Origin of the sequence: Bacillus silvicola (genome assembly GCF_050524305.1) — a bacterium.
Lineage (GTDB): Bacteria > Bacillota > Bacilli > Bacillales > Bacillaceae_G > Bacillus_A > Bacillus_A cereus_AT.
In genome coordinates this window covers 428,592-449,495 of the sequence record NZ_JBNGVC010000001.1, presented here as the reverse complement: position 1 = coordinate 449,495, position 20,904 = coordinate 428,592, and the positions used below count along the sequence as shown (strand labels likewise).

Here is a 20,904-nt window from a genome sequence, read left to right as displayed (position 1 = left end):
AAGGTGCGTTTAATGATTCTTGGATTGCTTACTAAAAGAGAGTCGCTATCTGGTTATGAAATACAGCAGGCGCTAAATATGGTGCAAAGTAATAAATGGGCGGAAGTTTTCCCAGCTTCTATTTATCACGCATTAAAAAAAATGGAAAATGAAAATTTCATTCAAGTTAAAGCAATTGAAATGACCGGAAAACGGTCGAAAACGATATATTGTATTACAGAAAAGGGAAGTCAAGAATTTAAAAGGTTATTAAAAGAGTCGTTTCAAAAAACTTCAGTTATGTTTCCGAAACATCTATATACAGCGTTAACATTTCTGTCAGAAGAAGAGAGTATGAGAGAGGAGATTTTAGAAGCTTTAGAAGAGCAGAAAAGTGAAATACGATCTACTTATGAAGAGATGAGGAAAGGAGAAAGACTAAAAGATAACGCGCCAGCGTATGTGAAACTAATTTTCGAAAATATGTATGAACAATGTGAGATGCAACTTCGATTTATTCATAGGTTAGAGAAACTATTAAAAAACTAAAAATGTGGTGGGAAGAATATGAAAATCGATCATCTTGTTATAAATGTAAATAAAGAGATGCAAGAAAATAAGGAAACGATTAAAAATGTACATTCTATCGGGCTTCCATATGTTCCAAAATGGGGAAAGGGAACGAAAGGGTTTAAAGTATCTAACATATGGATTGGAAAAGAATATTTAGAATTAGTAAGAGTAAAAACAAAAGATGGGGGTGGTTGGGTACAAGAGTGGGTTCAGAAATATTATGCTGGCCATAGAGGACTCATCGGATTGGCAATTGATGTTGAAAATATAGATAAAGTGTATGAAAAAATGATAGAAGCTGGATTTGAAATTACAAAACCAGAATCATTACAATATAAGTGGTTTTTTAATTTATTTAAGAAAACTATGCCGTGGAAAAATGCATACATACAGCCGATGAAGGGGATGCCGTTTCAATTCTTTCTACAACAAATGGACGATCAAAAGAGCAGAGAATATATGGAGAAATATATGTATCCAAATAGTTTGGAACAGGGAATTACAGGAATAGATACGGTGAAATTATATGGAGAAATAACAAATGAAGATAGAGACATTATTAGTTGTTTATTTTCAGATGTTACAAATGAGGAAGAAGAATTAGTAATACGTTTAAACAATCAAATGATTCATCTAATTCAATCGGATGAGCATTTTACGGAGATAATACTAGATTGCAAAAGCGAAGCACATAGGGAGAAAAAATTAAATATAGAAAATGTGACATTAATAAATAAATAAATAAATAATAAAAAGCCTGTTTTCACAGGCTTGTATTTTCATCTATTAGTAACTCCATTACAACACCTACAACTGGACCTTCTTCATCAATATCCCCGTTTAAACGGAAGCCAAATGACTCATATAGTCCCATTGCGTGCTTGTTGTCTGGATGTAAACTTAAATAAATTATTTTACATTCAAATTTTTGTTGTAAATATTGGATTAATAAACGAAGGAAACGTTTTGCATATCCTTTTCCTTGAAAATGCTGATCAATCATAAAACGATCTAACCATACGCTTTCATGCTTTTGGGAATACCAACCATACATTGCGTATCCAACGAGTGTTTCTTTGTCATATAAGCCTACTGACGTTCCGTTTTCTTCATATAATGATTCTGCTAAAGAAAACGCATTGCTTTCAATAAATTGCTGCTGGTCTTTTGCTACGTCTAAAGCAGCAACTGAACGCCAATTATTTGCTGTTACTTCACAAATGTGAAGATTCATAGTTCCAACTCACCTTCTAAATTATTATAGCTTAAAAGCTAACATGGATAATTTTACTTGTTATTTCGGTCAAGTCAAGGGTAAATACATAAAAAGGCAGCTGAATGACATATTCAGCTGCCTAGAAAATATAGTTGATTAGTTTGTTGCTTCTTTTAAAGTATTCACGTTTTCTTCCATTAAAGTAAAGTAATCTTTATTGTTCTTAGCATCATCTTCAGAAATAGTAGCAAGGTGATTTAACCGTAAAATTTTTGTGCCAGTTTCTTGTTGAATCACTGATGCTACTTTTGGAGTGGAGAATGTTTCAAATAAAATATATTTTAGACCGTGCTCTTTTACTGTTTTTGTAATGTCAGCCAGCTGTTTTTGAGACGGTTCATCAGATGCTGAAATTCCAGCGATTGGGATTTGTTTTAAACCGTATCGTTGTTCCCAGTAGCCATAAGCTGCGTGTGAAACTAATATTTCTTTCGTTTTTGCATTTGCAACAACAGCCTTAAATTGATCGTCTAGATCAGTAAATTTTGTTTGTAGTGCTGCGAAGTTTTTTTCGAACTCTTTTTTATGTTCAGGTTGTAATTCTACAAGTGCATTTTTAATTTTTTCTGCTTGTTTCATCGCCAGAGTAGGATCTATCCAAACGTGTGGGTCTTTATCATGGTGATGTTCATCTTCTTTATGACCGTCTCCATGATCGTGATGCTCTTCTTCAGATGAAGCACGAAGTTCGATATCTTTAGATGCATTTACAACTTTTACATTTTCTTTTTTTAATGATTTTTCCATTTTTTCGGCAAATGGTTCTAATTCTGCACCGTTATAAACGAATAAATCGGCTTTTGCGATTTGTACAGTCTGTTTTTGACTTGGTTCAAATGTATGAGAATCCGCACCAGGTGGGTAAATTGCTTCTACATTTACATAATCACCACCGATTTTTTTTGCGAAATCAGCAAGTGGGAAAATGGTTGTATAAACAGTTAGTTTTCCATCTTTCTTGGCAGTATCTTCTTTTTTATTTGAGCAGCCAGTAAAAATTAAAGTGAAAATAAGTAAGAATGAAAATATAGTCAATCTTTTAGGCATGAAGTTCTCCTCTTTTCTTTTTTTACGGATATATCTTCCCCAATTATAGAAGAAAAATATCATTTTAATACAAAACGGAATAATTACGTTTTAGCTTGCGAACCTAGTATAATACATCTTTATGAAAGTTGCAATAAATAATAATCATTACGATTTGATTTTGTTATAAATCTGTCAAAAAGAAAGGTATTAATTTTTATGATTGGTGCATATGTGACAATGTTACTTTCATATATTGGGAGGGAGCAGAAAAAAGGGGATGAGCGCTTGGGTTACATTATGGAGGCTATCTTTTTAATACTTGCGGTTGTTTTGCCGTTATCTTTTGTTTTAATTTTTTTAAGAAAACTAATAAGTAATTTAGGGGATGCTACAACAATTACGAAATTGCCAGTTGAAGAAAAAGAAAAGAAAAAGAAGTAAGTAAAGCACTATGCTTACGCATAGTACTTTACTTATGATAAAATGATAAAACGGAAACTCCTATTAGCGACTTTCAGCAAAAGGAGAGAAAAGTAAATAAAGAGGTATGTATATATATGAATGAACGAACAGCGTTAGTACTTGGTGCAAGTGGATTAGTTGGACAAGAAATAACGCGTCTATTACTTGACTCAGATTACTACGATTCGGTTACTATTTTTGTAAGGGAACCATTACAATTACAACATGAGAAATTACAGCAGAAACAGGTGGATTTTTCGGTATTAGAGGAATATAAAGAGTTTTTTGCAGTAGATGATGTATTTAGTTGTTTAGGAACAACGATTAAAAAAGCGAAGTCGAAGGCGAATTTTAAAAAAGTAGATTATGAATATACATTGCGAGCTGCCTGCTTAGCTGAAAAACAAGGCGTGCAAAATTTTCTTGTTATTTCATCAATGGGAGCGAATCCTAAATCATTCTTCTTTTACTCGCAAGTGAAGGGGAAAATGGAAGAGGAGCTGAAAAAGCTAGTTATTGGTGGCATACACATTTTTAGGCCTTCATTATTAGTAGGAAATCGACAAGAATATCGTTTTGGAGAAAGAATGGCTGAGAAATTAACGCGTATTCTTCCGTTTATATTTAAAGGAGCTTTTAAAAAGTACAAACCAATTTCAGCTAAAGGTGTGGCGAAAGGAATGTATATAACGGCGCTACGTGAGGAATCGGGTATTCATATTTATAATTCAAATGAAATTACAACGATAGAATAAATAAAACCGAGAAGAATGACTTCTCGGTTTTATTTATTAGTTTTAATGTTTCCAGGTGCTCGCCCGTATTGATATGGTTCTTGTAATTCAAAGCCTAGTTCATTGGCGGCTATTCTTGGGAAGTATGGATTGCGAAGTAACTCACGTCCGATAAAAATTAAATCTGCCTCGTTAGTTTTTAAAATTTGCTCTGCTTGTGATCCAGTTGTAATTAATCCTACTGCGCCTGTTGCAATGTTAACATGTTCCTTAATATGTTTAGCATATTGTACTTGATACCCAGGATACACATCAATATGTGCTGGTACAACAGCACCAGAACTACAATCGATTAAATCTACCCCCTGTTCTTTCATCCATCCTGTATACTGTACATAATCTTGAACCGTTAACCCGTCAGGATGATAATCATTTGCCGAAATACGAACAAATAACGGTCCGTCCCAAACTTCATTTACAGAGTCAATGATTTCGCGTAAGAAACGATAGCGATTTTCAGCTGAGCCCCCGTATTCATCAGTCCGCTTATTGGAAAGCGGAGAAAGAAATTCATTAATAAGATAACCGTGAGCGCCGTGTAATTCAATAATGTCAAATCCTGCTTGTTTAGAGCGGAAAGCTGCTTTTTGAAAAGCAGAAACAGTTTCTTTAATTTGCTGTTTATTCATTTCTGCTGGTATTTTCATTCCGTCGCTAAATGGAATTGCTGAGGGAGCGAAAGCGTCTGTTTCTAATTCAGCCTTTCTTCCGGCATGAGCGAGTTGAATGGCTGCTTTTGCACCGTTATCATGTATAAAAGTTGTCGTTTTATGTAAGCCTTCAATTAGAATGTCATCCCAAATGCCTAGGTCTTTGTTAGAAATTCGTCCTTCAGGTAACACAGCTGTTGCTTCAATCATAACTAGACCTACTTGACCAGCGGCCCTGGTTCCATAATGGACAAGATGAAAATTAGTTACTTGGCCATCCGCGTTTTCTGATGAATACATGCACATAGGCGACATAACGATACGGTTTTTTAGTGTAACGTCCTTAATTGTATAGGGTGAAAAAAGTTGGGAATGCATCAAATAACCTCCTTGATTGAATTTTCTTACATTGTATCATTCTCTTTTTTGTTTCCCTAACAAAACGCTTATACGAAAAATTTTGTCTATTCGTGTTACAATGACTAATATGAAATGAATTGGAGGATGACATATGTATCAGGCTTATTATGAAAGTGAATTAGGTTTGCTGGAAATTACAGCGAATGATAAAGGAATTACGTCTGTTATATTTGTTGATGAACGACAAGAAGAACGTACAAATGAAATGATAGATCAGTGTATAAAAGAGCTAAAGGAATATTTTAAGGGGAAAAGAAAAGAGTTCACGGTTCCGTTGTCTGCTGAGGGAACATTATTTCAAAAAAATGTATGGGATGCGCTCTATACTATTCCATACGGCGTAAGTGCTTCATATTTAGATATTGCGGAGAAGGTCGGCAATACGAAAGCTGTACGAGCGATAGGAGGAGCAAATAGCCGGAATCCAATTTCAATTATCGTTCCATGTCACCGTGTAATAGGAAAGAGTGGAAAGCTTGTTGGGTATGCGGGTGGTTTATGGAGGAAAGAGTGGTTATTGAAACATGAAGGTATTTTAAAATGAAGTGTGGATGGAAAGAGGGATCGTTTTGAAATGTATAAATTGTGGGCGACCTTGTACTAATGATCAGTTAAATTGTGCAAATTGTCAACGAGATTTGCATAATGAACAAGGGGAAAGTAGCTCGTTAATAGACAAAGAATTAGAAGTATATGTAGGGAGACAATATCCGTATTACAAAAGAAAATGGGAGCTTGAAAACAAGCGAATTGCTAGGTGGAGCTGGAATGGTTTGGCTGCTATTTTCAATGTAGGTTGGCTTGGATATCGTAAGTATTATTTACCTGCTGCTTTATTTATACTGTTATTAGTGGCATGTGATGCGTTTTCTTATTATATGGGGTTCAACGTAGCATTGCCAATCATTAATATGGTGCCTCTTACGTTTTTATTACTCGTTTTTATTCTATTTGGGATGGGGATTTTTGCGAATGGATTATATTATCAATTTGCAGAAAGGCGTATATATCGAATAAAAGCACGGGGAATTAAAGATGAATCGGTTGAAAATTATCTCATCCGTGATAGTGGTGGAACGAGTAAAATGGGCGCAACAATCGTAACTATTTTAGCAGTTGCTAGCCTTCTTTTAAGCCATTTCTTTTTTCCGACTGATCGAGATATTATACAAAAAGTACGTACAAGTTCGCTTTATGAATATCCATTCTTTTCGATTGGTGAATCGTTTGAAAGCTATTTTCAAAATTCAGGGTGGATATATTATCGTGGATCGGAAGGTATGGAATTAGTAGAATTTCAAGGATACAGTCCAGGAATGCCAAGACAAAAAGTTACAATTCAATTTATTGTTGATTATAAATTGAGTGAAATTGAACCATACTCCCTTACGATTAATGGCGAATCTAAAAATGAAGAAGAGTTTTTGAAGATGATGGAAGAAATATTCAAGGTTCAAAATCCGTTTGAAATAGAGGATGGGTTGCAAGTAAAAGTGATAGAAAAAGAAGCGGATGGAAAGAACTTTCTATCTGCTTCTTTTTTTGTGTGTGAAAAAATAATATTTGAAATAATCTGAATCTTTTGTATAATAATATGTATTATACTATACTGGCTTTCATTTATACATATAGATTGGGGGAAGGAAGAATGAAGAGAAAGGTAACAACGATTGCTGCAGTTGCATTATCAACTAGTGTATTGGTTGCAGGTTGCGGAAATGGGGAGAAGGCATCTACAACAAAGAAAGAAGCAGGTAAGGGAATAGCAGATAAGCAAGTATTAAACTTACTAGAAACAGCAGAAATTCCTTCAATGGATACATCAAAATCAACGGACTCTGTATCATTCCGGGCCTTTGTAAATGCAATGGAAGGGCTATATCGTTTAGATAAGGATAATAAGCCAACGCCAGGTATGGCAAAAGATGTGAAGATTAGTGAGGATAAAACGACGTATACATTTGAATTACGAGATGCAAAGTGGTCTAATGGCGATCCAGTTCGAGCGCAAGACTTTGTATATGCATGGCAACGCGCATTAGATAAAGCAACGGCTGCTGAGTATGCATTTATTTTATTCGATGTGAAAAATGCACAGAAAGTAAATAAAGGAGAATTACCGCTAGATCAATTAGGAGTGAAAGCGAAGGATGATAAAACGTTAGTAGTAGAATTAGAACAACCAGCACCGTATTTCCTTGAGCTGACTTCATTCCCGACATTTTTCCCTTTAAATGAAAAATATGTGAAAGAACAAGGGGATAAATATGCATTAGAAGCAGATAAATTATTATACAATGGACCATTTACTATGAGTCAATGGAAACATGAACAAAGTTATCAGTTAAAGAAAAACCCTAATTATTGGGATAAAGATACTGTAAAGTTAGAAGAAATTAATGTAAGTATTGTGAAGGAAACGAGCACGGGAGTAAATTTATATGATAGTGATCAAGCAGATCGAGTTATTTTAAGTTCTGAATTTGTTGATAAATATAAAAAGAATAAGCCAGATGAATTTAAAACGAAGTTAGATCCACGTATGTATTTCTTGCGCTTCAACCAAAAAAATGCAACATTTAAAAATCAAAAAGTACGTGAAGCAATTGATTTGGCATATGATAAAAAAGGAATTGCGAATGTTATTTTAAATGACGGATCATTACCAGCATATTTCTTAGTACCTGAAAAATTTACGACAGGACCAGATGGGAAAGATTTCCGTTCTGTAAATAAAAATTTCCGTGACAGTAAAGATAATGCAGAAAAAGCAAAAAAATTATGGGAAGAAGCGAAGAAAGAACTTGGCCAAGATACAATTACAGTAGAATTTCTGAATGATGATAACGGTAGCCGTAAAAAAGTGGGCGACTTTATTAAAGAAGAGTTAGAGAAAAATTTACCGGGTCTAAAGGTGAATTTGAAACAACAACCATATAAGCAGAAGCTAGAATTAGAAAAGAAATTTGAATATGAATTCTCATTATCTGCATGGAGTCCAGATTATCCAGATCCAATGACTTATATTGATATGTTTGTAACTGGAAGCTCATTTAATGAAATGGATTATTCTAATCCGAAGTATGATGATTTAGTAGCAAAATCAAAAGGAGAATTATTAAAAGATGATGCAGCACGCTGGAAAGCACTTGCGGAAGCTGAAAAAATCTTAATTGGTCAAGATGCTGCAATCTCACCTGCTTATCAGCAAAGTACGGCTTATTTAGAGAAGACATATGTAAAAGGTATCGCTAACCATACATTTGGTGGGGACTTTAGTTATAAATGGGCATATATTACAAAGAAATAGTATAATAAAAGATGAGTGAATTTTCGCTCATCTTTTATTTGTATAGGAGGAATTAGAGTTGTTAAAGGGAATCAATCATCTTTGTTTTTCAGTGTCCAATTTAGAAAAATCTATTACATTTTACGAGAAAGTATTGGAAGGAGAATTATTAGTCAAGGGGAGAAAACTTGTATATTTTAATATATGTGGAGTATGGATAGCGCTTAATGAAGAAACACATATTCCGAGAAATGAGATTCATCAATCTTATACGCATATGGCGTTTTCTGTTGAACAGAAAGACTTTGAATGCCTACTGCAGCGATTAGAAGAAAACGATGTTCATATTTTAAAAGGAAGAGAACGGGATGTAAGGGATTGTGAGTCTATATATTTTGTTGATCCTGATGGCCACAAGTTTGAATTTCATTCAGGGACATTGCAAGACCGACTTAATTATTATAGGGAAGAGAAACCTCATATGACATTTTACTAAGGGGGGAAGAAGTTGCATGCACTAGTAATTGGTGGGACAGGAATGTTAAAGAAAGTTTCTGTGTGGCTTTGTGATCAAGGATTTCGTGTGTCTGTTATTGGACGAGATGAAGTGAAATTAGAAAATGTTAAGCGAGAGAGTGCTACACCAGAAAGTATCACATGCCTTCCGTTAGATTATCATAATGATGGCGATGTAAAGCTAGCTATTAAAAGTACAATTGAGAGGAATGGCCCAATAACATTAGTTGTCGCATGGATACACTCAAGTGCGAAGGATGCGTTATCATTTATTTGTAGAGAAGTAGACTCATCGTCTGAAACATACAGCGTTTTTCATATTTTAGGTAGTAAAGCGTCGCGTATGCCTGCAAAAAAAATAGGAGGTACGCGATGTAGCTATCATAGAATAATATTAGGTTTTATATTAGAAGATACATATGGAAGATGGCTTACCCATGAAGAAATATCGGATGGGGTAATAAAAGGAATTGAAAGTAAATGTGATGAATGGATTGTAGGATGCGTAGAACCTTGGGAATTGCGGCCAAAATGGTAAGGGGGAATGTGTAATGAAAACAACTGTATATGTAACAAGGCACGGTGAAACGGAATGGAATGTAGCAAAGCGAATGCAAGGGCGGAAAAATTCTGCTTTAACTGAAAATGGTATGCTACAAGCGAAACAATTAGGTGACCGAATGAAAGATTTATCTATTCATGCGATCTATAGTAGTCCGAGTGAAAGAACACTTCATACTGCAAAGTTAATAAAGGGCGAACGTGATATACCGATAATAGCGGATGAGCATTTTTATGAAATTAACATGGGTATATGGGAAGGACAAACAATCGATGATATAGAGAGGCAATACCCAGAAGAAATACAATTGTTTTGGTATGAGCCACATCTTTTTCAGTCAACATCAGGAGAAAATTTTGAGGCCGTTCATAAAAGAGTAATTGAGGGGATGCAGCTTCTTTTAGAAAAACATAAAGGAGAGAATATATTGATTGTTTCTCATGCGGCAGCAGCAAAATTACTTGTAGGACATTTTGCGGGTATTGAAATTGCAAATGTATGGGATGATCCATTTATGCACAGCGCTAGTCTTAGTGTGATTGAGTTTGATGACGATTGTGGTGAAGTAAAACAATTTGCAGATATAAGTCATTTTCAGTAAACGTAAAAAAGGTCGCAAAGCGACCTTTTTTGGTGGACATAAAAAACTAGCAATTACGTTTTTTATACCAGAAGTGATCGAATTTTTTATTCTTGCAAGAAGAAAACTTGTGTCTGCAATCTTTGCAATCATTCCACTTGTGCCCGTCATCGTGACAGTCTTTACCATGATCACAATCATCGCAAGAGCGACCGTGTCCGTGAGGGAAGAATTCGCATTTTTTACAGAAACATCGTTTTGTCCAGAAACATTTCTTTTCAAAGCGTATGCATTTTGTAACGAAAGTACAATGTTTTCTGCGAGTACGTTTTGTAACTAAAACGCATTCTTTTCTACGTGTCACTTTCGTAACGAACGTCCATTTTTGAACGCGTACACGAGTACATTTTGTAACAAATGTCCATTTTTTTACATGAGTACATTTTGTAACGAAAGTACAATGTTTTACGCGAGTACATCTTGTTCTTGGACATTTATTCCCTGTTGTACATTTCCGTCCTGTTGTACATCGATGATGAGAGAATTTATCATCATCGCACTCAAAAGTACTTGGATCTTGGTGTAAGAAATCCTCCATCCCTGCACTTTTGATTTCTTCAACAGCTTTTCTAATATCACGTTTCATAGAAATCCTCCTTATCGAGTGTTAAATTGAAAAGGTATTCTTTTTCCTTAACATGATATGAGATTCGGCTTCTTTCTGAACAGGACAAGAGTGTAATTTTATATAAATGGATGATAGCGGATGTATGGACAAGGCGTGGTGCATACATTGAATGAAGAGAACTGAGAAGGGATGAGAAAACATGCTGCCTTCATATGATTTTTTTGTTCATCCAATGTACTTAGTGGAATTGAAAAAAGACATTTGGTCAGATAGTCCAGTGCCAGCAAAGTTAACATATGGAAAAAAGAAGTATGACATTGATATTGTCTACCGTGGTGCTCATATTCGTGAATTTGAGAAAAAATCTTATCATGTTATGTTTTATAAACCGAAAAAATTTCAAGGCGCGAAAGAGTTTCATTTGAATTCTGAGTTTATGGATCCGTCTCTCATACGAAATAAATTATCTTTAGATTTTTTTCATGATATTGGTGTACTTTCACCAAAGTCACAACATGTATTTATAAAAATTAATGGTCAAATTCAAGGTGTATATTTACAGTTAGAATCAGTTGATGAAAACTTTTTGAAAAATAGAGGATTACCGAGTGGTTCTATTTATTATGCGATAGATGATGATGCGAATTTTTCTTTAATGAGTGAGAGAGATAAAGATGTTAAGACAGAGCTCTTTGCGGGTTATGAATTCAAATATTCGAATGAAAATAGTGAAGAACAGCTGAGTGAATTTGTATTTCAAGCGAATACTTTGTCGAGGGAAGCTTATGAAAAAGAAATTGGGAAGTTTTTGCATGTTGATAAATATTTACGATGGTTAGCTGGAGTTATTTTCACACAAAACTTTGATGGTTTCGTTCATAACTATGCACTATATCATAACGATGAAACAAATTTATTCGAAGTGATACCGTGGGATTATGATGCGACTTGGGGGCGAGATGTACAAGGGAGACCACTTAATCATGAATATATTCGTATTCAAGGTTATAACACGTTAAGCGCAAGATTGTTAGATATACCTGTATTTAGAAAACAATACCGAAGTATTTTAGAAGAAATATTAGAAGAACAATTTACCGTTTCGTTTATGATGCCGAAAGTAGAAGGTTTGTGTGAATCGATTCGTCCATATTTACTACAAGATCCATATATGAAAGAAAAATTAGAAATATTTGATCAAGAAGCTGATATGATTGATGAATATATAAATAAAAGAAGAAAGTATATACAAGACCACTTACATGAATTGGATTAATTTTGAAAGAGATTGGAACACTATCAATCTCTTTTTTTGTATAATAAAGATGTATCAATTGAATTGACGTAATATTTATTTAATAAAGAATGGAGATGTGGAAACATGACGGTCAAGTGGATTGATTGGGTAAAACAATTACAATCTATAGCTCAAGCGGGTTTAACGTATTCTAAGGATGTGTATGATATAGAGCGTTTCCAACAATTACGGGATATTTCCATTTCGATGATGTCACATTACACAAAGACAGATTGGGAAGTTGTAGAGAAGTTATTTGCAAGTGAGACAGGCTATCAAACACCTAAAGTTGATATAAGAGCAGTCGTTTTTCAAAATGAAAAACTATTATTTGTGAAAGAAAAAAGTGATAGGAAATGGGCATTGCCAGGTGGATGGGCTGACATTGGTTATACGCCAACAGAAGTCGCGGCGAAAGAAGTATTAGAAGAGACAGGTTATAAAGTAGATTATTTTAGGCTATTAGCAATATTCGATAAAGAAAAACATCAACCATCCGCATCAGCAACCCATATATATAAGATTTTTATAGGTTGCGAGATTGTTGGCGGAGAAAAGAAGCTAAGTATTGAAACAGAAGATATAGATTTTTTTAGTGAACATGAAATACCTGATTTATCAATCGCTAGAAATACCGAGTGGCAGATTAAAGAAATGTTTGCGTTTATGAAAGATCGAAATAAGGAGAGGATACTTGATTAATTAAATGAATCAAATATCCTTTTAGGGTATATTGATGAAAGGTTGTACATATTCTTTTAACAAAAAAGAACATTGTGTAGTTATCCTTAATGTCTATAAGTTAGGTGAAGAGGTTCACATGATTATATTGGCAGATGCCAATATTTATGTGATAATGGAATGGTATGTGAAGAAAAAAGGAGATAGAAAAGAAAATGTTAGCAAACATAATAGATCAGTTATTGCAATTCTTTGCAAGTCTAGGATACTTTGGAGTAGCGCTAGGTTTAATGATTGAAATTATCCCAAGTGAAATTGTTCTTTCATATGCAGGATTTTTAGTTGCAGAAGGAAAAATTAGTTTTGTCGGAGCTGTTATCGCTGGAACAATTGGTGGTACTTTAGCGCAAATCTTTTTATACTGGCTTGGATACTACGGAGGGCGTCCGGTTGTTGAAAAATACGGGAAATATTTACTTATTAATAAGCATCATCTAGATATTGCAGAAAATTGGTTTAAACGATACGGGGCAGGTGTAATATTCTCTGCACGCTTTATTCCAGTTGTACGCCATGCTATCTCTATTCCAGCAGGATTAGCTAAGATGCCGTTAAAGCTCTTTACACTGTATACAGTAGTAGCGATTATTCCATGGTCAATTCTTTTTATATACTTAGGAGAAAAGCTTGGTGGAAATTGGAGACATATTAAAGAATATGCATCTGATTACACACATTACATAATTATAGGTGCGGTTTTCTTTATTGCTCTTTACTTCGGTTTAAAGCTTTTGAAAAAGAGAAAAACAACTCATTAAAGTCAATGATTTTTCATTGGCTTTTTTTATTGTTTCAGTTCTAAAAAAAAGGAGTTGTCCATAATGTGTAATAATAAAGCGTAGCGGGGGAATGTGATGAAAGGATCACCGTTTTTACGTGGAACGATATTTTTAACGATGGCAACGATGATATCTAAAATGTTAGGGTTCATATATGTTATACCATTTACAGCAATGGTAGGTACGAGTGGGTACGTATTATATACGTATGCATACCGTCCTTATACAATTATGCTTAGTATTGCAACGATGGGATTGCCACTTGCCGTTTCAAAAATGGTATCAAAATATGATCAATTGAATGATTATCATACGGTTAAAAGAGTATTAAAGAGTGGTATTGTCTTTATGTTTATAATGGGAGTTATTTCATGTTTTACACTATATATATTAGCTCCACATTTAGCTAAACTTGTAATCGATGGAAATGATCAAAGCGGGAATAGTATAACGGCAGTCACTAATAACATTCAAATTGTAAGTTCTGCGCTAATACTTGTACCAGTAATGAGTTTATTAAGGGGCTTCTTTCAAGGGTTTCAATCGATGGGGCCTTCTGCACTAAGTGTAGTTGTTGAGCAATTTTTTCGGGTCTTAACCATTTTAATAGGAAGTTTTGTCGTTTTATATGTTTTAAAAGAGTCTATTTCACTAGCGGTCGGTATTTCAACGTTTGGTGCATTTATGGGAGCTATAGGTGGATTAACGGTTTTAAGTGCCTATTATGTAAAAAGGAGAAGGCACTTAAAGAAAAAAGAGATGGTAAGTATACAACAAACAACGAAATCTTTTTTCGCGTTATATAGGGAGCTCTTTACATATTCAATACCGTTTGTTGTGGTTGGTTTAGCAATTCCGTTGTATCAGACAATTGATACATTTACAATTAATAAACTACTTATACAAATAGGATATATGCAAGGAGAAGCAGAAAAGATTAATGCGATAATTGGTCTTGTTCAGATGGTTGTACTCATTCCAGTTTCCGTTGCGACCGCTTTTAGTATGTCTCTTGTACCGGAGATGACGAAAGCTTATACAGCAGGAAATACAAAATTGCTGTACAAACATTTTACGAGGACGAATGTATTAGTAGTAGGGATTACGGTACCAGCAGCAATTGGGATGATGGTATTAGCTAAGCCAGTATATACTCTTTTATTTGGTGCCGGAAATGATCCGGAGATGGGGAGAATCATTTTACAGTACTATGCTCCTGCTTGTATACTATTTTCACTCTTTACAGTAACGGCTGCAATGCTACAAGGAATCAATCAACAGCAGAAAACAGTGCTAGGATTAGTAATCGGAATAATCGTAAAGATAGTTTTAAATATTGTATTGCTACCGTATTTTGATTATGTGAGTTTTATCATTTCAACATACGCTGGCTATACGATTTCAGTCGGCTTTAACTTGTGGATGCTTTCTAAATATGTTATAAAGGCAACATAAGCTTTTTTAAAGGCAGAGAACACTCTGTCTTTTTCTATGTTTACAAGATTTTTCTTAAAAAAACGTTTTCAAAATAATTTTTCTATTGAAATTTAATCGTTTGTTCCATATGCTGAAAATAGCGGTTCAAAAACTGTTGTTTAAGTGAGGTAGATTCCTACATGTAAAAAGAATCGGGGTGATAGTATGTTAAATATTTATTTAACAGACCGAAACGGAAAACTACAAGAGATTGAGGAAATGCAAAAGGGTTGCTGGATTAATGTACTTCATCCAACAGAAGAAGAAATTCAGTATCTAGTACAAACTTTAAATGTAGATTTAGATTTCATTAAAGACCCTTTGGATGATGAAGAACGCTCTCGTATTGAAAAGGAAGACAATAATACCTTAATCATCGTCGATATTCCGACAGTTAGGCATGATGAAGAGGGGAATTCGATTTATGACACGATTCCAATAGGTATGATTGTAATGCCAGATTGTTTCGTTACAATTTGCTTAGAAGAGAATCCAATTTTTGAACGTTTTATTAATCAACGTATTAAAGAATTTTATACGTTTAAAAAGACACGCTTTGCACTGCAGCTCTTATATACAATTTCTACTTATTATTTAAGATACTTAAAGCAAATAAATCGAAAAACAATCGATTTAGAGCACCAATTAAATAAATCAATGAAAAACAAAGAAATTTTCACATTGCTCGGTCTTGAAAAAAGTTTAGTCTACTTTACAACATCATTAAAGGCTAATAAAATTGTAATTCAAAAATTAATGCGAAACAGTACATTTTTAAAAATGTATGAAGACGATCAAGATTTATTAGAAGATGTATTAATTGAAAATAAACAGGCAATTGAAATGGCGGAAATATATAGTCACATTTTAAGTGGAATGATGAATACATTTAGTTCCGTTATATCAAATAATTTAAATAGTGTTATGAAACTGTTAACGTCTATTACAATTATTTTATCTTTACCAACAATGGTTTCTAGTTTCTTTGGAATGAACGTAAAGGTTCCATTTGAAGGTGAAGCCCATGGTTTTGTAATTGTACTCATAATATGTGTAACACTATCTTTCACATTAGCTTTTGTTTTCTGGAAGAAACGTTACTTTTAACGATAAGAAAGCTGCTTTAGCATAGTTATAAAACTGTGCTAGAGCAGCTTTTTTGCTATGAAATCCAAAGTTTTGAATAGAATATAAGTTATAAAATGTAATGTATATGAAAGGAGGGAATTCCGTATAAGTCTTGTCCAATTAATAAAATGGGGTTAAAATTACATATTGTTAATGAAAAGTTGGAGGAAATACATCATGGAATTGTTTCAATTACCGAAAGCATTCCTGCAAATGAATACAATCTTTATCTCAATATTAATCGAAGCACTTCCTTTTGTGCTAATTGGTGTATTTATTTCAGGATTCATTCAAATGTTTGTGACAGAAGATATGGTGGCAAAATGGATGCCGAAGAACCGATTTCTGTCTGTTTTATTAGCTACTTTTTTAGGTATGATGTTTCCAGGGTGTGAATGTGGAATTGTTCCGATTGTAAGGCGACTAATCGGAAAAGGGGTTCCGCCATACGCAGGGATTGCATTTATGTTAACTGGACCGATTATTAATCCGGTTGTACTATTTGCAACATATGTTGCTTTTGGAAGTAGTATGCACATGGTATGGTATCGTTCTATTGTAGCGATTATCGTAGCAATTATCGTTGGAATTATATTATCATTTATGTTTAAAGAACATCAATTAAGAGATGATCACTTCCCAGAAGTGAATCATAAGCGTCCATTACGTAAAAAAATGTGGGATGTATGTACACATGCTGTTGAGGAATTTTTCTCAATGGGAAAATACTTAGTGTTAGGAGCATTAATTGCTGCTGCAGTTCAAACGTTTGTACAAACTTCAACATTGCTTGCTATTGGACAAGGTCCGTTTTCTTCATCAGCTGTAATGATGGGACTTGCTTTTATTTTATCACTTTGTTCAGAGGCAGATGCATTTATTGCTTCTTCGTTCCAAAGTACATTTTCAACAGCGTCACTTGTCGCGTTCCTTGTATATGGACCGATGGTGGATATTAAAAATATGTTTATGATGCTTGCAACATTTAAAACAAAATTTGTAATTGTCGTGACGGTTACAGTTACACTTGTTGTATATGCAAGCTCACTACTCATTTATGCGATGGGGTGGTAGGTTATGTTTCGAGCATATATATTATTAGGCTTTACAATATTAATTGGACAGCTCCATATTTCCGGTAACATTACGAAGTATATAAATATGAAGTACGCCTATTTATCAAAAACTGCAGCTATTATTTTAGGTTTCTTAACGATTGTACAAATTATTATCGTTTTCCAGAAAGAGCATCAAAAGGAAAAAGAGAAACAAGATTGTAGTTGTGATCATAGCCATTGTGGGCATGATCATTCAAAAGATGAAAATAAATGGTGGAAAAAAGCATTTTCGTACACATTGTTCTGTTTCCCAATTATTTCAGGATTATTTTTCCCGATTGCAACTTTAGATTCGGACATTGTTAAAGCGAAGGGATTCCATTTTCCTGTTGCACAAGCGGAAAGTAAAGATCCGTTTATGACAAGACAATTCTTAAGACCAGATACGAGTATTTATTACGGAAAAGAAGGATATCGTGGTGTAATGGAAAAAGGGAAGAAAGAGTTTGTTACGAAAGACAATATTGCATTAAAAGATGAAGATTTCCTAAAGGGTATGGAGACAATTTACAATTATCCTGGTGAATTTACTGGTAAAACTTTATCATTTAAAGGCTTTGTTTTCCGCGATGATTCTTCTAAAAAGGAACAATATTTCTTATTCCGTTTCGGCATTATACATTGCGTAGCGGATTCGGGTGTATATGGTATGTTAGTCAAAAAACCAGAAGGTGTAGAGTGGAAAAATGATGATTGGATTCAGGTGGAAGGAGAAATTTCAACTGAATTTTATCAGCCGTTTCATGCGAATATTCCAGTGTTAGAAGTAACGAAATGGAATAAAGTTGAACAGCCGAAAGAACAATATGTATTTAGAGGAGCCGATTGATAAAATCGGTTCTTTTTTGTGGACTAAAAGTTCTAAAAATTGTTAATATTAAACGTGTAGTTCATGAAATGTAGTATATATTGGAATATTAGGGGTATTTAATTAAAGGGGTGATAACAATGACTGAAGTAAAGGGTAAAACAGCTAATGAATCAAGAGTGTTTAAAACGAGTCGAGTATTTCCAACAGATTTAAATGATCATAACACGCTATTTGGTGGAAAGATATTGGCGGAGATGGATATGGTTGCTTCAATTTCAGCAACGAGACACTCGAGAATGGAATGTGTCACAGCGTCTATGGATTGGGTAGATTTCTTACATCCAGTTCGTTCTTCAGATTGTGTTAGTTATGAATCTTTCGTAATTTGGACGGGAAGAACTTCTATGGAGATATTTGTGAAAGTAGTAGCGGAAGATTTAATTTCAGGGGAAAAACGTGTAGCGGCAACCTCATTCGTTACTTTTGTTGCGCTTAGTAAGGAGAATAATCCAGTTCCTGTACCGCGCGTTATCCCTGAGACAGAAGAGGAGAAAGAATTACATCGAATTGCTGTGTTACGTGCAGAGCAACGCCATATTCGTAAGGCAGAGAGTAAGAAGGTAGCTAAACTGCTAACTTTTTGATGATAAATACTTTTTCTTTTCGTTTAATATTTCAGCAATAGGCGAAAAAAGTTTTAAAATGAAAAGCGGGCACCTAAAAATAGGTGTCCGCTTTTATAGTTTTTTCATCCCCATATCGTATTACAATAACTGCTTAGCAGAAGCAAGCAGCACCGACGATAATTAAGAGGATAAATAATACAACTAGTAGCGCAAACCCATTACCATGTGCGAAGCCCATTGTTATTTCCTCCTTTTATTTTAAGATACAACATACAATATGCAAATGAGCTCTTGTTTGATATGGACGTATATCATGGAGTGACATATTTTTTGTATGATAATGTTTTAAAAAAGGAAAGATATAGGAATAACAGTATGTGGAGAAAGGAACTTATCCATGAAGCACTTTTTTATTATAATACTTTGCTTGATAGGTGTATTCATATGGATGAACATCGATGTGGAAATGGGGAAAAAAATGGTTAGCGGTTATGAATTAGAAAAAATTCGATTAGGGGATGTTCAACTATATACGAACGGTGATGAGTTATATAGGAATTTATTTGATGATATAAATCGCGCGGAAAAGTACATATATATTCATTTTTATATTGTAGGTAAAGATGAAGTAAGTCGAGAGTTCTTACGGTTATTAGAGAAAAAAGCATCTAGTGGTGTAGATGTGAAATTGTCAGTAGACCGGATAGGTGGATATAAGCTTAAGAAAAAGATAATTAGTCAACTAAAAGAAAAAAGCGTGAAGTTTACATTTAGTAAAAAACCTAAATTTAAAAATTTATTTTTTTCTTTGCATCAACGTAATCACAGACGCATTGTTACTATAGATGGGAAAGTATCGTACATCGGTGGTTTTAATATCGGCAAGGAGTATCTTGGACAGGATCCTAAATTTGGTCCGTGGCGTGATTATCATGTACGCATCGAAGGGGATGGAGCTGCTGATATGGAACGGAAATTTGCGGAAGATTGGCAGGAAGATACGGGAGAAAAGTTCCCTATACATCATAGTTTACCTGTACAAGGAAATGTAAAATATCAATACATATTTTCGAATGGAAAAGGTTTATGGCAGGAATATGGGGGACTATTAAAGAAGGCAAAACATTCCTTAATAATCGCCACACCATATTTTGTACCGAGTAAAGAAATGATGCAGGGGTTAAAAGATGTATTAAATCGAGGTGTTCGTGTGAAAATTCTCGTCCCGTTTAAGAGTGACGCTGTAATGCTGAAACAAGCAGCTTATCCACATTTAAAAGAAATGCTTATGGCAGGGGCAGAAATCTATCAATATCGAAATGGATTTTTTCACGGGAAAGTAACAATTATAGATGATGAAATTGTTGACGTTGGTACAGCAAACTTTGATAATAGAAGTTTTTATTTAAATACTGAATCTAACTGCTTTATTTATGATAAGAAAGTAGTAGCAGAAGTATGGAGCCGACTAGAGGAGGACTTTCATAAATCTAAACGGTTTTCTGAAGCAGACTTTGAAAAAATTAGTAGCTGGGATTGGTTTCTAGCAAGAATAGCGAATGTCATAGCATCATATTTATAGTATAGGGATGAAAATAGGAAGGGAGGCTTTTTAATGGATTGTATGAAAGAATTGATGACATATAGTTACACGCTTATATATAAAGTTGGAGAATATACGGGCATGGTTCGAGATGAAGAATTAAAGGATATATTACAGCATCATTTGCCGTATATGTTACAAGCATATAATGAACAAGTGAATTTTCAAGAAGGAGAAAATGTACAACATATAACTTGTAAACAGATGTGGCCGGAATTTACTGAAATGGATAGGGAAACAGATAATGAATATACAGGGGATATTGGGATTGCTATTTGTTATATTACACATTTGAAACGATTAGCATTGAAATTTGCTCAAGTGGCAGTAGAAGTTGCGAACCCGGAGTTTCGTTCTTTTCTGGAAAATTGTTTTGTGAAAATGAACCGTTATGCATATAATGTTTGGCAATATGTTGTGAAAAAGGAATATAAGATTAAACATGTATATGAAAATGAAAAATTCGCGTGAAAAGCTAAGGCGGTATGAAAGGCGCCTTAGTTTTTTTATGTCCAATTAGAGGGTGAAGATTAAAGAGTGGGTTTGTTAGCAGTAAATTTACATAAA

The 20,904-nt window shown here is 34.2% G+C and carries 25 protein-coding genes; 20 read left to right on the top strand and 5 right to left on the bottom strand.

What is annotated here, in order from left to right; translation table 11 throughout:
- Positions 1 to 3 precede the first annotated feature (3 nt).
- Positions 4 to 528, top strand: coding sequence for a PadR family transcriptional regulator (locus ACP6L7_RS02355; protein ID WP_097829744.1), 525 nt, complete (start codon positions 4 to 6; stop codon positions 526 to 528).
- Positions 529 to 546: 18 nt separating this feature from the next.
- Positions 547 to 1,293, top strand: coding sequence for a VOC family protein (locus tag ACP6L7_RS02350; protein WP_097829743.1), 747 nt, complete (start codon positions 547 to 549; stop codon positions 1,291 to 1,293).
- Between the two features lie 22 nt (positions 1,294 to 1,315).
- Here ACP6L7_RS02350 and ACP6L7_RS02345 read toward each other — a convergent pair whose 3' ends face one another.
- Positions 1,316 to 1,786, bottom strand: coding sequence for a GNAT family N-acetyltransferase (locus tag ACP6L7_RS02345; RefSeq protein WP_097829742.1), 471 nt, complete (start codon positions 1,784 to 1,786; stop codon positions 1,316 to 1,318).
- Between the two features lie 138 nt (positions 1,787 to 1,924).
- Positions 1,925 to 2,875: a metal ABC transporter substrate-binding protein gene (locus ACP6L7_RS02340; RefSeq protein ID WP_097829741.1), complete on the bottom strand. Its 951-nt coding sequence runs from the start codon at positions 2,873 to 2,875 to the stop codon at positions 1,925 to 1,927.
- Positions 2,876 to 3,073: 198 nt separating this feature from the next.
- Between ACP6L7_RS02340 and ACP6L7_RS02335 the strand changes: the two genes are divergently transcribed.
- The gene (locus ACP6L7_RS02335; protein WP_097829740.1) at positions 3,074 to 3,298 is read left to right on the top strand and encodes a hypothetical protein; all 225 of its coding nucleotides are present in this window, start codon (positions 3,074 to 3,076) and stop codon (positions 3,296 to 3,298) included.
- A gap of 116 nt (positions 3,299 to 3,414) precedes the next feature.
- Positions 3,415 to 4,074: an oxidoreductase gene (locus tag ACP6L7_RS02330; protein ID WP_097829739.1), complete on the top strand. Its 660-nt coding sequence runs from the start codon at positions 3,415 to 3,417 to the stop codon at positions 4,072 to 4,074.
- A gap of 29 nt (positions 4,075 to 4,103) precedes the next feature.
- Here ACP6L7_RS02330 and namA read toward each other — a convergent pair whose 3' ends face one another.
- Entirely contained in the window at positions 4,104 to 5,141 is a 1,038-nt protein-coding gene (namA, locus tag ACP6L7_RS02325; RefSeq protein WP_097829738.1) for an NADPH dehydrogenase NamA, read from the bottom strand.
- Between the two features lie 133 nt (positions 5,142 to 5,274).
- Here namA and ACP6L7_RS02320 point away from each other — a divergent pair, with 133 nt between their 5' ends.
- From ACP6L7_RS02320 to ACP6L7_RS02295, 6 genes are all read left to right on the top strand, one after another.
- On the top strand, positions 5,275 to 5,727 hold the full coding sequence (locus ACP6L7_RS02320) for a methylated-DNA--[protein]-cysteine S-methyltransferase (protein ID WP_097829737.1): 453 nt from the start codon (positions 5,275 to 5,277) through the stop codon (positions 5,725 to 5,727).
- Positions 5,728 to 5,752: 25 nt separating this feature from the next.
- A complete protein-coding gene (locus ACP6L7_RS02315; protein WP_141533545.1) occupies positions 5,753 to 6,760 on the top strand; it encodes a DUF2628 domain-containing protein in 1,008 nt (335 codons plus the stop codon).
- A gap of 71 nt (positions 6,761 to 6,831) precedes the next feature.
- Complete coding sequence (locus tag ACP6L7_RS02310; protein WP_097829735.1) at positions 6,832 to 8,493, top strand: peptide ABC transporter substrate-binding protein; 1,662 nt, start codon at positions 6,832 to 6,834, stop codon at positions 8,491 to 8,493.
- Positions 8,494 to 8,551: 58 nt separating this feature from the next.
- On the top strand, positions 8,552 to 8,968 hold the full coding sequence (fosB, locus tag ACP6L7_RS02305; protein WP_097829734.1) for a FosBx1 family fosfomycin resistance bacillithiol transferase: 417 nt from the start codon (positions 8,552 to 8,554) through the stop codon (positions 8,966 to 8,968).
- Between the two features lie 12 nt (positions 8,969 to 8,980).
- Positions 8,981 to 9,526 carry a short-chain dehydrogenase gene (locus tag ACP6L7_RS02300; protein ID WP_430528882.1) on the top strand — a complete coding sequence of 182 codons (546 nt, stop codon included), beginning with the start codon at positions 8,981 to 8,983 and terminating at the stop codon, positions 9,524 to 9,526.
- Positions 9,527 to 9,539: 13 nt separating this feature from the next.
- The gene (locus ACP6L7_RS02295) at positions 9,540 to 10,151 is read left to right on the top strand and encodes a phosphoserine phosphatase 1 (protein WP_097829732.1); all 612 of its coding nucleotides are present in this window, start codon (positions 9,540 to 9,542) and stop codon (positions 10,149 to 10,151) included.
- A gap of 46 nt (positions 10,152 to 10,197) precedes the next feature.
- Here ACP6L7_RS02295 and exsB read toward each other — a convergent pair whose 3' ends face one another.
- The gene (gene exsB, locus ACP6L7_RS02290; protein WP_097829731.1) at positions 10,198 to 10,776 is read right to left on the bottom strand and encodes an exosporium protein ExsB; all 579 of its coding nucleotides are present in this window, start codon (positions 10,774 to 10,776) and stop codon (positions 10,198 to 10,200) included.
- Between the two features lie 181 nt (positions 10,777 to 10,957).
- On the opposite strand from exsB, the gene cotH reads away from it, so the two are divergent.
- From cotH to ACP6L7_RS02250, 8 genes are all read left to right on the top strand, one after another.
- Positions 10,958 to 12,034, top strand: a complete 1,077-nt coding sequence (gene cotH / locus ACP6L7_RS02285; protein ID WP_097829730.1) for a spore coat protein CotH — start codon at positions 10,958 to 10,960, stop codon at positions 12,032 to 12,034.
- 105 nt (positions 12,035 to 12,139) lie between these two features.
- Positions 12,140 to 12,757 carry an NUDIX hydrolase gene (locus ACP6L7_RS02280; protein ID WP_097829729.1) on the top strand — a complete coding sequence of 206 codons (618 nt, stop codon included), beginning with the start codon at positions 12,140 to 12,142 and terminating at the stop codon, positions 12,755 to 12,757.
- Positions 12,758 to 12,951: 194 nt separating this feature from the next.
- The gene (gene uptA / locus ACP6L7_RS02275) at positions 12,952 to 13,554 is read left to right on the top strand and encodes an undecaprenyl phosphate transporter UptA (protein WP_000880692.1); all 603 of its coding nucleotides are present in this window, start codon (positions 12,952 to 12,954) and stop codon (positions 13,552 to 13,554) included.
- 96 nt (positions 13,555 to 13,650) lie between these two features.
- Complete coding sequence (locus tag ACP6L7_RS02270) at positions 13,651 to 15,030, top strand: putative polysaccharide biosynthesis protein (protein ID WP_097829728.1); 1,380 nt, start codon at positions 13,651 to 13,653, stop codon at positions 15,028 to 15,030.
- Positions 15,031 to 15,216: 186 nt separating this feature from the next.
- Positions 15,217 to 16,158, top strand: a complete 942-nt coding sequence (locus ACP6L7_RS02265) for a magnesium transporter CorA family protein (protein WP_000932386.1) — start codon at positions 15,217 to 15,219, stop codon at positions 16,156 to 16,158.
- Between the two features lie 198 nt (positions 16,159 to 16,356).
- Positions 16,357 to 17,253, top strand: coding sequence for a permease (locus ACP6L7_RS02260; protein WP_002118586.1), 897 nt, complete (start codon positions 16,357 to 16,359; stop codon positions 17,251 to 17,253).
- Between the two features lie 3 nt (positions 17,254 to 17,256).
- Positions 17,257 to 18,126: a TIGR03943 family putative permease subunit gene (locus ACP6L7_RS02255; RefSeq protein ID WP_097829727.1), complete on the top strand. Its 870-nt coding sequence runs from the start codon at positions 17,257 to 17,259 to the stop codon at positions 18,124 to 18,126.
- Positions 18,127 to 18,245: 119 nt separating this feature from the next.
- The gene (locus ACP6L7_RS02250; RefSeq protein ID WP_128854926.1) at positions 18,246 to 18,752 is read left to right on the top strand and encodes an acyl-CoA thioesterase; all 507 of its coding nucleotides are present in this window, start codon (positions 18,246 to 18,248) and stop codon (positions 18,750 to 18,752) included.
- A gap of 133 nt (positions 18,753 to 18,885) precedes the next feature.
- Here the strand turns inward: ACP6L7_RS02250 and ACP6L7_RS02245 are convergent, their stop codons facing one another.
- Positions 18,886 to 18,972, bottom strand: coding sequence for a YjcZ family sporulation protein (locus ACP6L7_RS02245; RefSeq protein ID WP_000505094.1), 87 nt, complete (start codon positions 18,970 to 18,972; stop codon positions 18,886 to 18,888).
- Positions 18,973 to 19,131: 159 nt separating this feature from the next.
- Here ACP6L7_RS02245 and cls point away from each other — a divergent pair, with 159 nt between their 5' ends.
- Positions 19,132 to 20,316, top strand: coding sequence for a cardiolipin synthase (gene cls, locus ACP6L7_RS02240; RefSeq protein WP_141533544.1), 1,185 nt, complete (start codon positions 19,132 to 19,134; stop codon positions 20,314 to 20,316).
- Between the two features lie 33 nt (positions 20,317 to 20,349).
- Positions 20,350 to 20,808, top strand: a complete 459-nt coding sequence (locus tag ACP6L7_RS02235) for a spore coat protein (RefSeq protein WP_097829724.1) — start codon at positions 20,350 to 20,352, stop codon at positions 20,806 to 20,808.
- The last annotated feature ends 96 nt before the right edge of the window (positions 20,809 to 20,904 follow it).

Bases quoted from the DNA above. Each gene is read 5' to 3' on its own strand.
- uptA (WP_000880692.1), top strand. From the start codon at position 12,952: ATGTTAGCAAACATAATAGATCAGTTATTGCAATTCTTTGCAAGTCTA.
- ACP6L7_RS02340 (WP_097829741.1), bottom strand. From the start codon at position 2,875: ATGCCTAAAAGATTGACTATATTTTCATTCTTACTTATTTTCACTTTA.
- ACP6L7_RS02280 (WP_097829729.1), top strand. From the start codon at position 12,140: ATGACGGTCAAGTGGATTGATTGGGTAAAACAATTACAATCTATAGCT.
- ACP6L7_RS02345 (WP_097829742.1), bottom strand. From the start codon at position 1,786: ATGAATCTTCACATTTGTGAAGTAACAGCAAATAATTGGCGTTCAGTT.
- ACP6L7_RS02320 (WP_097829737.1), top strand. From the start codon at position 5,275: ATGTATCAGGCTTATTATGAAAGTGAATTAGGTTTGCTGGAAATTACA.
- ACP6L7_RS02270 (WP_097829728.1), top strand. From the start codon at position 13,651: ATGAAAGGATCACCGTTTTTACGTGGAACGATATTTTTAACGATGGCA.
- cotH (WP_097829730.1), top strand. From the start codon at position 10,958: ATGCTGCCTTCATATGATTTTTTTGTTCATCCAATGTACTTAGTGGAA.
- ACP6L7_RS02295 (WP_097829732.1), top strand. From the start codon at position 9,540: ATGAAAACAACTGTATATGTAACAAGGCACGGTGAAACGGAATGGAAT.
- ACP6L7_RS02250 (WP_128854926.1), top strand. From the start codon at position 18,246: ATGACTGAAGTAAAGGGTAAAACAGCTAATGAATCAAGAGTGTTTAAA.
- ACP6L7_RS02310 (WP_097829735.1), top strand. From the start codon at position 6,832: ATGAAGAGAAAGGTAACAACGATTGCTGCAGTTGCATTATCAACTAGT.
- ACP6L7_RS02245 (WP_000505094.1), bottom strand. From the start codon at position 18,972: ATGGGCTTCGCACATGGTAATGGGTTTGCGCTACTAGTTGTATTATTT.
- ACP6L7_RS02265 (WP_000932386.1), top strand. From the start codon at position 15,217: ATGTTAAATATTTATTTAACAGACCGAAACGGAAAACTACAAGAGATT.
- cls (WP_141533544.1), top strand. From the start codon at position 19,132: ATGAAGCACTTTTTTATTATAATACTTTGCTTGATAGGTGTATTCATA.
- ACP6L7_RS02350 (WP_097829743.1), top strand. From the start codon at position 547: ATGAAAATCGATCATCTTGTTATAAATGTAAATAAAGAGATGCAAGAA.
- namA (WP_097829738.1), bottom strand. From the start codon at position 5,141: ATGCATTCCCAACTTTTTTCACCCTATACAATTAAGGACGTTACACTA.
- ACP6L7_RS02255 (WP_097829727.1), top strand. From the start codon at position 17,257: ATGTTTCGAGCATATATATTATTAGGCTTTACAATATTAATTGGACAG.
- exsB (WP_097829731.1), bottom strand. From the start codon at position 10,776: ATGAAACGTGATATTAGAAAAGCTGTTGAAGAAATCAAAAGTGCAGGG.
- ACP6L7_RS02260 (WP_002118586.1), top strand. From the start codon at position 16,357: ATGGAATTGTTTCAATTACCGAAAGCATTCCTGCAAATGAATACAATC.
- ACP6L7_RS02235 (WP_097829724.1), top strand. From the start codon at position 20,350: ATGGATTGTATGAAAGAATTGATGACATATAGTTACACGCTTATATAT.
- ACP6L7_RS02330 (WP_097829739.1), top strand. From the start codon at position 3,415: ATGAATGAACGAACAGCGTTAGTACTTGGTGCAAGTGGATTAGTTGGA.
- ACP6L7_RS02335 (WP_097829740.1), top strand. From the start codon at position 3,074: ATGATTGGTGCATATGTGACAATGTTACTTTCATATATTGGGAGGGAG.